At 52.3% G+C, this 11333-nt stretch carries 11 protein-coding genes; 1 reads left to right on the plus strand and 10 read right to left on the minus strand.

What is annotated here, in order from left to right; translation table 11 throughout:
• Nucleotides 1-634 precede the first annotated feature (634 nt).
• From K0T92_RS23630 to K0T92_RS23660, 7 genes are read right to left on the minus strand one after another with little or no spacing between them, the layout of a single operon-like run.
• A complete protein-coding gene (locus K0T92_RS23630) occupies nt 635-871 on the minus strand; it encodes a hypothetical protein (protein ID WP_219875135.1) in 237 nt (78 codons plus the stop codon).
• Complete coding sequence (locus K0T92_RS23635) at nt 823-1611, minus strand: ABC transporter permease (protein WP_246628390.1); 789 nt, start codon at nt 1609-1611, stop codon at nt 823-825. The genes K0T92_RS23630 and K0T92_RS23635 overlap by 49 nt, the downstream gene beginning before the upstream one ends.
• A 3-nt stretch (nt 1612-1614) precedes the next feature.
• Complete coding sequence (locus K0T92_RS23640; protein ID WP_219875089.1) at nt 1615-2430, minus strand: ABC transporter permease; 816 nt, start codon at nt 2428-2430, stop codon at nt 1615-1617.
• Complete coding sequence (locus tag K0T92_RS23645; RefSeq protein ID WP_219875090.1) at nt 2427-3431, minus strand: ABC transporter ATP-binding protein; 1005 nt, start codon at nt 3429-3431, stop codon at nt 2427-2429. The genes K0T92_RS23640 and K0T92_RS23645 overlap by 4 nt, the downstream gene beginning before the upstream one ends.
• A gap of 2 nt (nt 3432-3433) precedes the next feature.
• Nucleotides 3434-3967: a DUF309 domain-containing protein gene (locus K0T92_RS23650; RefSeq protein ID WP_219875091.1), complete on the minus strand. Its 534-nt coding sequence runs from the start codon at nt 3965-3967 to the stop codon at nt 3434-3436.
• Nucleotides 3964-4770 carry a GTP diphosphokinase gene (gene yjbM, locus K0T92_RS23655; protein ID WP_219875092.1) on the minus strand — a complete coding sequence of 269 codons (807 nt, stop codon included), beginning with the start codon at nt 4768-4770 and terminating at the stop codon, nt 3964-3966. Before yjbM ends, K0T92_RS23650 begins: the two co-directional genes overlap by 4 nt.
• Before the next feature lie 15 nt (nt 4771-4785).
• Nucleotides 4786-5886 carry a quinone-dependent dihydroorotate dehydrogenase gene (locus tag K0T92_RS23660; RefSeq protein WP_219875093.1) on the minus strand — a complete coding sequence of 367 codons (1101 nt, stop codon included), beginning with the start codon at nt 5884-5886 and terminating at the stop codon, nt 4786-4788.
• Between the two features lie 190 nt (nt 5887-6076).
• On the opposite strand from K0T92_RS23660, the gene K0T92_RS23665 reads away from it, so the two are divergent.
• Nucleotides 6077-6220 (plus strand): hypothetical protein, encoded by a 144-nt coding sequence (locus tag K0T92_RS23665; RefSeq protein WP_219875094.1) that lies wholly within the window; start codon nt 6077-6079, stop codon nt 6218-6220.
• Nucleotides 6221-6232: 12 nt separating this feature from the next.
• On the opposite strand, the gene K0T92_RS23670 is transcribed toward K0T92_RS23665, so the two are convergent.
• From K0T92_RS23670 to K0T92_RS23680, 3 genes are all read right to left on the minus strand, one after another.
• Nucleotides 6233-7579 carry a L,D-transpeptidase gene (locus tag K0T92_RS23670; RefSeq protein WP_219875095.1) on the minus strand — a complete coding sequence of 449 codons (1347 nt, stop codon included), beginning with the start codon at nt 7577-7579 and terminating at the stop codon, nt 6233-6235.
• Nucleotides 7580-7680: 101 nt separating this feature from the next.
• Nucleotides 7681-9267: a stalk domain-containing protein gene (locus K0T92_RS23675; protein ID WP_219875096.1), complete on the minus strand. Its 1587-nt coding sequence runs from the start codon at nt 9265-9267 to the stop codon at nt 7681-7683.
• 16 nt (nt 9268-9283) lie between these two features.
• A complete protein-coding gene (locus K0T92_RS23680; protein ID WP_219875097.1) occupies nt 9284-11299 on the minus strand; it encodes a FecR family protein in 2016 nt (671 codons plus the stop codon).
• Nucleotides 11300-11333 lie beyond the last annotated feature (34 nt).

The following is an 11333-nucleotide window of genomic DNA, read 5'->3' on the forward strand; positions in this document are numbered from 1 at the left end:
AGAAAAAATTGTATACTTGGACACCATCGCCTACAACGAACGTTTTGAGAACCGTGTCATCCCAGGTTTTGGCGATCCCGTTGTCAAACAAAAACTTAATGAGATGTTTGAAAAGCGCTATTCCTCGGATTCTGTTCAGTCGGATCCTCGGATCGAAAGTTAAACCACTATGGCGGGGGCGGATTCCTCCACCCCCACCAACACCCGATGGATATATCTACAAGCTTACACAAACTTCTTGACGCTACCTCATTTCGACCTGTTAAATTCAAAATACCTGCCAATGAGCATCGATTTCGCCTTAATTGCCCCTTTTCGGTCATTTTCGCCCCATATTCCTGCTTAATCGCATGTATTCTACCTCCAAATGCTTCTCCAGATAGAAATTGATGCCCTTTTGCAGGCTTCCTTCATTGCCAGGCAGCAGTGAAGCCAACCTGCCTCAAGCGCGCAAGCCTCATTCACCGCCAGGCAGCGAAACCAACCTGCCTCAAGCGCGCAAGCTTCATTCACCGCCAGGCAGCAAAACCAACCTGCCTCAAGCGCGCAAGCCTCATTCACCGCCAGGCAGCAAAACCAACCTGCCTCAAGCGCGCAAGCCTCATTCACCGCCAGGCAGCGAAACCAACCTGCCTCAAGCGCGCAAGCCTGCCTCATTCACCGCCAGGCAGCAAAACCAACCTGCTGCAAGCGCACAAGCCTCATTCACCGCCAAGCAGCGAAGCCAACCTGCCGCTATCGCGCCTGGCCCTAAAACCGCGCCCAGCGTTCCCGCCGCTGGGCCATTCCCGCTATCGCGCGCCAGCAAGACACGCCCCTGCCTTAGCTGCTTGCGCTCGTATACGCACGCAGCGCCTGCTTCCACAGCCATCGGGCGCCCAGCAGAAACAGGGCAGCAAGCACGATTGCGCCCAGCGCATTTGCAAGATCCAGGCGCCCGACAATGGCTTCTGCCGGAACCGTCGTAACGAGCCCGATTGGCAGCACATACAGCAGCACTAGCCGAAGCGCTCCCTTGTATACCGACACAGGATAGCGGGATGTTTCGAATAAAGAGTGAAACAGAAAGGATAAATTATCGACCTTCACCGCCCAGAACGACATGACCATCATTCCCGTCCAGAGCGAATAAATGATGGCCAATGCGGCCCCCAGCAGCAGCAGGAACAGCAGCAGCTCCGACCAGGATGGCGGCCCGTCAAGCCGCCACACTGCAAATCCCGTCAACCCAAGCCCCAGAGCGATATCCGCAGCGCGCCACAGCACCAGATGCCGAAAGCTGACGAAGAATTGGCTGTCAACTGGCTTCAGCAGCACAAAATCCAGCGTACCCTGCCGGATATGCGAGACAAGGCGCGACATGTTCGGCTGCAGGAACAGCTCAATAAATCCGTGCAGCGCATTGAAAATACCGAGCAGCGCCAGCACCTCATAGAACGACCAGCCGCCAAGCGATTCTGAGCGATAGAAGAACAGCAGCACCGTCAGAACTGACATGCCCAGCGAGAACAGCGTCATTGCGATATTGGCAGCGAAATTAGCACGATATTCAAATTCCTCGGCGAGACACGCTTGAAAAAAAGTCCGCAGCAATCGATAAGTCCGCATCATCTGTCATCCTCCCGCCGCACCGTATCGTTTCAAGCCTGCACGCCAGACTAACCGCAAGGACAATACGAGCAGCAGCAGCCAGCCAATCTGCTGCGCGAATCCTTGCCATACAGCTTCCGGCGTATCCGCAAGCCGTCCGCTCAACAGATCGACGGGAAAAGCAACCGTCGAATAGAATGGCAGTACCCGCGCAGCAGCCGCAACCCAGTCCGGAAACATCGACAACGGGGCAATACGTCCGGACAAAAACATATGTATCGCCTCATACAGAGCATACATCGCTGTCGCCCGATTGCTCCAGAATGCCAGCAGACCAAACTGATAGCCAATGACGAACCGCATCGCGGAAGACAGCAGAACCGCGATAATGACCAGCCCGAGTGTGCCCGCATCCACAGATAGCCGCATTGCCGGGAAGAACACCGCAAGCAGCAGCCAGGCAGGGAGCATAAGAATGGCAAAGAAAGCTTTATAGACGATATTCCCGTTTATGCTCCAATGGATAGGGTGGAAGGGCCGCAACAATTTAGCAGAGAATGTTCCTTCCCGTATATCGCGGTCAAGCTCATAAACATCCCATGCGCGTGTCAGACGGTCAACGACCAGCACCCCCGTAAAGTAGAGCACATAGTCCGAAGCCGTATATCCGGCAATAGAACCCGATCCGCTGAGCGAGACCCATACCGCCAGACTCACAAGCGGCTGTATGAACGCCCCAACCATCCATATCAACGTCTCGCTGCGGTAAATCATCATAATCGCCCAATCTGTCTTGAACAGCACCCCATACTTCCGCCAGAAAGCAGCAGCCCCGCTCATCCTTTTGCCTCCTGCGACCCTGCCTCGGCATAAGCCAGGCCGATGACCGATTCCAGGGACGGATCTTCTATCGTCAGATCGCTTACCGGAAGCTTGGTAAGCAGCTTCGCGGACAGGCTCGTCACATCCTCACGGTGCACTTCCACCTCAAGCTGCGGATAGTCATAAACGACGATGCGTCCTCCCCCCTCGGCAACAGCGGCTTCTACAGCGGGGATATCAGCTTGAGCGCCAAGCACCAGCGTTATGCGCTTCATAGGCGAGAAGCGGTCAATCATCTTGCTGATTGCGCCATCGTAGATCAGCTTGCCGTCATTAATAACAAGCACACGCTCACAGAGCGCCGAGACATCCGCCATATAATGGCTTGTTAACAGAATGGTCGCCTTATAATCGCGATTATAGGACTGTATGAACCGCCGCATCGCTTCCTGCATATTCACATCAAGGCCAATCGTAGGCTCGTCCAGGAACACAATATCCGGTCTGTGCAGCAGCGCAGCGACAAGCTCGCATTTCATCCGTTCACCGAGCGACAGCTGCCGCACCGGCTTATCCATAATGTGAGCCAGCTCCAGCATCTCCGTAAAATAATCGAGACGTTCCTTGAACGCCTGCTCCGGAATTTCATAAATCTCTTTGTGAATAAGGAATGTCTCCGAGGCTGGAATATCCCATATCAGTTGACTCTTCTGCCCCATCACAAGGCTGACTCGCTTCTTGAATGCATTCTGCTGGCGAAACGGAACGAAGCCGCCTACCTCGATGCGCCCCGATGAGGGGTGCAGCAATCCGGTAAGCAGCTTCATTGTTGTCGTCTTGCCAGCGCCGTTCGGACCAAGAAAACCGACGATCTGTCCTTCCGGGATGTGAAAATTGATCCCGTCAACGGCGCGAACCTCACGATACTCGCGATGGAACAGACTGCGCATCGAAGCCGCGAAGCCCGGTTGACGAACATGCACACGATAGATCTTGGAAAGCCCTTCTACATGAATCATCTCTAATCCTCTCCGTGAAGACGTTGATCGAATGGTATGAGCGCCATCTCCTGAACGAGCCGTTCAAGCTTCTCGTCCACTACCGCGAGGGGAAACGGCTGAAAGGGCGGCGGCACTTGCTCCGGTGCCTTATCGGTGCTGGCCTTGGCCCCGCTTTCATGGACTCCGGCCTCATCTTCATGGATTCCGGTCCCGCCTTCATGGATTCCATCCCGCTCCACCCATTCGCGCAGGAGCACAAGCGCCCCCGCCGTATGAGTGCGCAGGTTCGCCAAATCAAGGCCCATGGCCCTCTCCGGATAGTGGGCCAGCTTATTCTCAGCTTGCGAGAACAGCTTCACAGCTCCGGAATAATTATCATTGCGCCAATGATGAAGTCCGACCGCAGCTTGCAGCAGCCCTTGATACAGAAGGTTGCGGCCTTCCTCCAGCCATAGCTCCTCCATGACCTCGTGGCATTCATAATAATCCTCATCTACATTGAAGAGGACGACGAAATGCACGAACCGGTCGTCATAAGACGTCTCGGCGGTCATTTAGGAGCACCGCCCTTCTTCGCTCTGGACAATGCCTGCTGAATGTCATCGGACAGCAAGCGGATTCCGCCCGTATCTTCCTTCTCCCAAAGCTCGTTGAACCGTAGCTGGAAATGGACGGCCTCTCTGACACGATGGAAAAAGTATAGCTTCTGTATATCGCTCAGCACACTGGAGACAATATTCGATTTCACCTCGAAGCCGCGCTGGGCATCGAGAATTTCATTGCGGATGCTCGACATCTCCGTATCGAGCAGGAAAGCAGCCTCAGCCGCTTTTCTAAGCCGCTCCCTTACATCGTCAGGCAAGCTTTCCTGATACTTATAATTAAGGGAATGCTCAATCGTAGCCCAGAAATTCATCGCCAGCGTGCGCACTTGAACCTCTGCCAGCACATTTTTGAGCCCCAGCGAGGTCTGTACTGGATATTCGACAATCATATGAAAGCTGCGATACCCGCTGTCCTTGTAATTGGTGATATAATCCTTCTCATACACAAGCGACAGATCTTTCCGGATTCGGATCATCTCGGCGACCCGATGAATATCTTCAACGAACTGGCACATAATGCGGATGCCTGCGATGTCCTCAATACCGGTCTCGATCTGATCCATCGGCACCTGCAGCCGCTTTGCCTTTTCCAGAATGCTGGAAGTCCGTTTCACTCTTCCTGTTACAAATTCGATTGGTGTATAGGATTCCCTCGACTTCAACTCTGACCGCAGCGTCTTGAACTTCACTTTTAATTCTTCTACCGCTTGCTCATATGGCTGCAGAAACAGGCTCCAGTCTCTACCGTCCATCCAGCCACCTCCTGTCTATTTCCGATGATCTGCTCCAATAGCTTCTGTTATATGGCGCAATCCGTCTCTTCTCAATCTTTCCTTCAGGCCCTGGGCCATTTCCCTAAGCAGTTCCGGCCCCTTGTAAATAAGCGCCGTATAAATCTCAACCAGGCTTGCTCCCGCGCGAATTTTATCGTATGCATCGTCCGCAGAGAAAATTCCGCCCGAGCCAATAATAGGCAGCTTGCCGCCCGTTTGTCTATATACAGCCCGTATAACCTCAGTCGTCCGCTCCTTGAGCGGCTTCCCGCTTAGGCCGCCCATCTCACCCGCGCTGCTGTGCGTCAGCCCTTCTCTGCTAAGCGTCGTATTCGTCGCAATGATGCCGGAGACACCGCTCTGCGCGATAGTATCTACTGTATATCCCAATTGTTCATCCGTCATATCAGGCGCTATCTTCACAAGCACAGGCTTGCGCGCCCCGCCATGGATGCCGCTCTGAGCATTCATTTCTTCCATCACAGTACGGAGCAGAAGACGCAGCTCGTCACCATGCTGCAGCGCCCTCAGATCTGGCGTATTGGGAGAGCTTATATTCACGACGAAGAAATCGCCGTATTTATACAGCTTCTGGAGACATGCCCGGTAATCCTCATGTGCCAGCTCATTAGGCGTTACCTTGTTCTTCCCGATATTAACCGCTACAGGGATGCTCCGTTTCTTGCCGGCGGCAAGACGTTCAACCATCGCATCCGCGCCTTCATTATTAAAGCCCATCCGGTTGATGAGCGCCTCATCAGGCGGCAGCCGGAACAACCGCGGCAGCTCATTGCCGGCTTGTCCCTTAGGCGTTACCGTACCAACCTCGGCAAAGCCTAATCCGATATTAGCGAACATATCCACCGCTTTCGCATTTTTGTCCAGACCAGCCGCAAGACCGATCGGGTTAGGAAAATGCAATCCGAACAAATCAACCGCAAGCTCCTTGCACTCAGCGACACCATACATCCCCCGTGTCAGGGATGGAATACCGGGAATCTTTCCTGCGGTGCTGAGCCCGTCAATAACGAGATGATGGGCCTTCTCAGGGTCCATACGAAAAAAAAGCGGCTTGCCTATTTTGGAATATAGCAACTGGAATCACTCCGATCATGATGTAAACTCTATGGAACAGTTTAACTCCTTCGACGACAAAAAGAAAGAGCCCTTGCTGCGGCAGCACAGCAGACAAAGGTTCCTATTCAGGAATTTCATTGCAGCCTTTCACGGAAACGGTTACAATATATTTACGTGACTATAAAGCGTAAGAGAAAGGTTGGTCCCTATGAGTCAAGCAAAGAAAAAGCCGCCCATTATGAAAAACAACAAACCCAAAGAAGAAGTAAACAAGAAAGCACTTGTATGGATCGGCTCCATACTCCTTGTCATTATTATCGGAATGGCTCTACTTCTCATCTTGGACAAATAATCGACACATTTGCTACAACCAACGGTATATAACAGCGGGGTTCGTCTCATCCTGCATCGGCTGCAACTGAAATCGTTGTGCATGCGATGTTCCGGATTCGGGAAGGACCCCGTTTTTAATTGTCACCTTCGTTCCGAGCGGCACCAAATCATACAGCTCCTCGACATCCTCCCGCAGCATTCTGACACAGCCAAGCGACTCGTCCTTGCCGATGCTGTCCGGCTCATTCGTCCCGTGAATGGCATAACGCGTCCCTGATAACGTCATCCCCCTGCTGCCAAATTCACCGTCATCCTTGCCGTTCGGATTCTTCACCTTCTCACTGATATAGAAGCTGCCGCTCGGCGTTTTCTCCCCGCCTAATCCAATGGGATAGCTGCGGACGATCACATCTCCACTGATTACTGCAAGCCGGTAGTTAGACGTATCCACAACGACCGATAACGGTTGATCGGGCAGCGCTTCTCCGCCTTGTCCCGCTCGATCCCGGCCCGCTCCTGTCTTACCGTCCCCCTGGGACGACTTGCCGCCAGCACCGGAACGCCTGATCTCTTCTAAAATTCCGGCGAATGCCTGCTTCATATAGTCGGTTTCACCGGCCAGCACGTTATTGGGATAAGGACGCACCATATCATTCAGCTCCTCGGGCCAGCGCTTAAACAGCTCCCGATAATGGATGATGGCGCTTCTAAGCGTCCAACGCTGCTCCTGTACCGCGCTCCACTCCTGAAACTTACTATAGGCTTCCGTCGCATCCGCAGGCTGGCAGTCGCACGCAAGCGCATCCAGCATTCCCACCTCGAATGCTTCGCCCGAGCCCTGTCGCTGCGTCGATAGCAGCAAACGTGTTGCCCCTGTCCACTTGCGCCAGTTTCCCTCCTGCTCCAGCATGGCGGCAATTCCATATGCCGGGGATTGTGCCCCGTCTTCTATTAGAGCGCCAAGCGCTCTGCCGAGCCCTTCCTCCGTCGCAGGCTTAACAAATACAACCGCCATCCGGTCGGATGCCTCCATGACAGCGGCAGTCAGAGCCTCTTCCTGCTCCTTGTTTCCGCTGGAGAAGGGGTTAATAATTGTAATGCCAAGCAGCAGCAGGGCAATGACAGCTGATCGCCTCAGAAGCTTGTTTATGCGGCGCTTGCGGTTCCAATCCGCGATCATTAATTTGGGCGCCTTGGCTAACGGATGCTGTTTTCTTTCATAAGCCTCATAAATGCTGCCTGCCTGCAAAAAACAGTAATTCGCCTTCGCTTCCTTATCCTCAAGCATATACTGCTTCCCGAGCAAGTACCACGCCATCCGGTTATCAGGATGATTCTGCACATAGCGCTTCAGATAAGATATGTCTTCGTGCTCCATCCTTATCCCTCCCTGGCTTCCTTCTTACTCTTTATATCGGCAAAAAAGCCGCCCGATTTCGCATCGGACGGCAATTTAAGGAAAGAATTTTTATGAATGGCCTATTTGTCGCGAATTAGAACAGCCCGAACATCGGATAACCATTGCACATCAAGCCCGATTTCTTCAGCGAAGAAACGAACCGGAAGGTAAAGCCTGTTCCCTTTGTTAACCGGAGAAGCAGCCAGCTTGATCGTCTGGGCAGCTTGTCCTTCCACCGACTTCACAACATTCATCGAGCCCGCTTGCACCACATAGGACACCGTGCCCCGTGTTAATGTGGTCTTCCCGCTGCTGTAGCCCACCTTGAAACCAAGTTTCTCTGTAAGTACGCGTACCGGAACAAACGTCGAATTATTAAGCGTCAGTGGCGGTGCATCAGAGACGATAACGGAATTCCCGTATAGCAAATGAATGTTCTTCGCAGCCTTGATGCCTTGCGGGACACGGTATGGCTCAACAACTCGTATCGTATTATTACCGGAATCCGCAACCGAGAAGGAGCCGTTGCCCATCCACTCCACATCGACAGGACGATTGAATTCTGATGTGGAAGCTAAGCCGTCCGCTCTTCCCGCCTCACCTGCGATTCCCGCTACTGTCGTAACTTTGCTGTCCTTCAAATAACGGATGGCATGATTAAGCGAATCCGCGATGAGCAAGCCGCCATCCGGCGTTGCCGCAATTCCGCGCGGCGCATGAAACTTCGCTCCTGCTGCGGAGCCATCCGCAAATCCGCCTTCCATATAAAGCGCCCCAGCGCCGTAGGACGCCTTGCCGGATTCTCCGCCGGCAACGGTAGATACTGTGCCCGAGGCGAAATCAATGTACCGAATACGCTGGTTGCCTGTATCGCTCACATAGAGATTTCCCTTGGCATCAAGCGCCAAGCCGCTCGGTTCATTGAACTTCGCACTGCCAAGCGGGCCGTCAGCGAAATCGCCTGCCGTATCAACGCCGCCAGGCGCATATTCCACTACACGCTGTGAGGCTGCATTAAGTGTCGTTACTTTACCGTCTTTAATTTGTCTAATAACATGATTCAACGTATCCGCGACATATACAACGCCGTCCTTATTCACTGCCACATCAAGCGGATAATGGAACGTCGCTTCCCCAGCCGAACCGTCAGTATGGCCGACCACGCCATTGCCGGCAATCGTCTTCACCGTGCCACTGGGCCCAATGACGCGGATCGCATGATTATCCGCATCCGCGACATATACCGTACCATCCTGCGAACGCGCAAGCCCTGAAGGAGTATGAAAAGCTGACTGCGCGCTTGCACCATCAGCCAATGCGCCAACAGGCAGCCGGTACTCATCAGTTCCAAGCTCAGCGCCTGCTGCAGTATTAACCGTACCCTTATCCACAGTACGCAGCAGCTGATTGCCAGCATCTGCAATTAGCAGCGATTTCTTCTGAGCGTCATACAGAACAGAGCGCGGTTCACGAAAAGCCGAGTCCAGGCTCGCCCCGTTCATAAGCTTGTAATCGCCAGAACCGGCAAATGTATGAACCTCGTTGAGAGCCTTGTTTTTCAATAGAGCATCCAGGGAGCCCTCAGCTTGAGCCGCTCCTGCCCCCCCTACAGTGGTGAAAGACACTGCAGCTGCCAGCGTCAACGAAAGTAACCCTGCTTTTTTCATTATCATTCACTGCTCCTTATACTGGAAGTTCCACATATTTAACCTGGAGCGTTAAATTAGGGCCTGAAGTGACTGCAATTGAATTTCCTTGCTCATCTACAGCTACAATCTTCTTAATCCGGAAGGTTACCGGTACCGGCGATTGCCCAGGAGCAGCTTGCGGCCGATGAAGGACGAATGGCAGCTTGACCGCTGTCTTATTGCCGCTGATCTCTTCCGCGCTGCCCTTAAACTTCGTCACCGTATAAATAAGCGAGCTTTTACCATTAGCCTGGGCAACCCGCACATCATCCACACTGTCAGCTCCGTTTACAGAAGTGCCCTCCGGCTCAACCTTGAAGATTCCCCCGCCACTGCGATAATTCAGCGCTGTCAGTGGATTGTTGAAAGCATTTTGATCCAATGCCGCATAGGTCTGGTCATATTCAACTTCGATCTGATAGCCATAAATGCGCTTGCTGCTGCCAGAGAAGCCGCCAAGCACAACTTCAATATCAAAGGGCAGCGAGATTCCGGTTACAGTCGCATTGCCGCCAGCATAATCCGGATTGCTGAATTTCAAGCTTGAGGCGGGATTGGTGTCTGTGGAGCCTCCTCCATTATTCCCCCCGTTCGAGCCACCGTTCGATCCGCCATTTGAGCCGCCATTTGATCCCCCACCATTTGATCCGCCGCCATTCGATCCGCCGTTAGTTCCTCCGTTAGATCCGCCGCCGTTCAAGACTGGAGCCCCCGTAAATGGAGACAGCCCATTGTCCGTACGATTCTCATTGAACTTCTTTTTCGCTTCTTCATTCAACTGATCGAAGAGCTGTTTAGCCGCTTTTTCTTTTAACTCCTCAGCAGCCTTTTTATTTTTTTCTTTATTTTTTTCCGCTTCCTCCAGCTTTTCCTTCAAGAGCTGGGTGAGCTTATCCTTCTTGCTTTTTTCCTTGTCCAGTTCTTCCTGCGCTTTCTTTTTTTGCAGCTCCAGCAGTTCCTTCGCCTTTTTCTGCTGCTCCTTCTCCTTCTCAGTCAAAGACAACGGGGAAACCTTGTCAATATCAACTACTTTTTTCCCGGCATTAGCGTTGACCTGATCAATTAATTTTCTAATCTCCTCTTCGCTTGCTTTATTCTGTTTGATCGCCTCTTTCACAATTAAAGAAATGAGGTTGTTCATGTTCGCAGCAATCCGCTCCAGATCGCTTGTGGAGTTCAACGCAAGCGCCGCCATCGCTTCAGGCGTCATATCTTTCGGCCCTTTGCCGCCAAGGCCATTATTAAAGCTTTGCAAATACTTCTCCTGCTCTGCTCTAATATTGCTGGCATCCTGAATTATTTTTTTAATAATTTCCGGACCGACATTTGCAACGAAAGCCTCTAAATCAACGATCGAAATCGATGTTCCGATGCCTTCATTAGAGCTCCCTCCGGCCTCTAGAATTTGTTGAGTAGGGTAGATGAATAGTTGATTGCTAATCTGCTGCTGCATATTCTCGTTGTAACGATCATCACGAGTAGTCGATTTTACGACACCTGAAGCAACCAATGTTTTGATAAGGCCACTCAGCGGATCTACTATTACGCCCAGCTGTGTCCCTCTGACACCCATTATCGATGTTGGCGTCTCCACCTCAAACTGGTCATTCGCATTGGATACAGATTTGACCTTCAGCCACAGGGAACCCGCCCATACGCTCATTTTCGTTTTGGCGCCGCTGTTATCCTTGAGCTTCGTGAATGTCACCTGCGAGTTAGCGCCAATCGTTACATTATCTTTATCCGCATCCGCGCTTACCAGTTCAAGCTCGACAGAGCTGTCCTTGCCAGTGGAGATCTGGTCACCTTCATTCAAGCTCATATTTTTGAATGCTTTGAAAGCTTTGGAACCGCCTGATTTCATTACATTAACAGTGCCATTCAATGATTTGACGATGGCTACCCTCATCACTTGGGCCGAAGCATGTCCAGCCCCTGTCAATAATGCCGCAGGTCCTGCAATCAGTGTCAGGCATAGTGCCATCATTACGATCCGCTTCAATGATCTCATTCTTCTTCCTCTCCCCTCAATATAGGCAGCAGCG

The organism is Paenibacillus oenotherae (assembly GCF_019443105.1).
Lineage (GTDB): Bacteria > Bacillota > Bacilli > Paenibacillales > Paenibacillaceae > Paenibacillus_Z > Paenibacillus_Z oenotherae.

Excerpts from the sequence above, each read along its gene's own strand:
- K0T92_RS23630 (WP_219875135.1), bottom strand. The coding sequence starts at position 871 with ATGGCTGTGGAAGCAGGCGCTGCGTGCGTATACGAGCGCAAGCAGCTA.
- K0T92_RS23635 (WP_246628390.1), bottom strand. The coding sequence starts at position 1,611 with ATGATGCGGACTTATCGATTGCTGCGGACTTTTTTTCAAGCGTGTCTC.
- K0T92_RS23640 (WP_219875089.1), bottom strand. The coding sequence starts at position 2,430 with ATGAGCGGGGCTGCTGCTTTCTGGCGGAAGTATGGGGTGCTGTTCAAG.
- K0T92_RS23645 (WP_219875090.1), bottom strand. The coding sequence starts at position 3,431 with ATGATTCATGTAGAAGGGCTTTCCAAGATCTATCGTGTGCATGTTCGT.
- K0T92_RS23650 (WP_219875091.1), bottom strand. The coding sequence starts at position 3,967 with ATGACCGCCGAGACGTCTTATGACGACCGGTTCGTGCATTTCGTCGTC.
- yjbM (WP_219875092.1), bottom strand. The coding sequence starts at position 4,770 with ATGGACGGTAGAGACTGGAGCCTGTTTCTGCAGCCATATGAGCAAGCG.
- K0T92_RS23665 (WP_219875094.1), top strand. The coding sequence starts at position 6,077 with ATGAGTCAAGCAAAGAAAAAGCCGCCCATTATGAAAAACAACAAACCC.
- K0T92_RS23670 (WP_219875095.1), bottom strand. The coding sequence starts at position 7,579 with ATGGAGCACGAAGACATATCTTATCTGAAGCGCTATGTGCAGAATCAT.
- K0T92_RS23675 (WP_219875096.1), bottom strand. The coding sequence starts at position 9,267 with ATGAAAAAAGCAGGGTTACTTTCGTTGACGCTGGCAGCTGCAGTGTCT.
- K0T92_RS23680 (WP_219875097.1), bottom strand. The coding sequence starts at position 11,299 with ATGAGATCATTGAAGCGGATCGTAATGATGGCACTATGCCTGACACTG.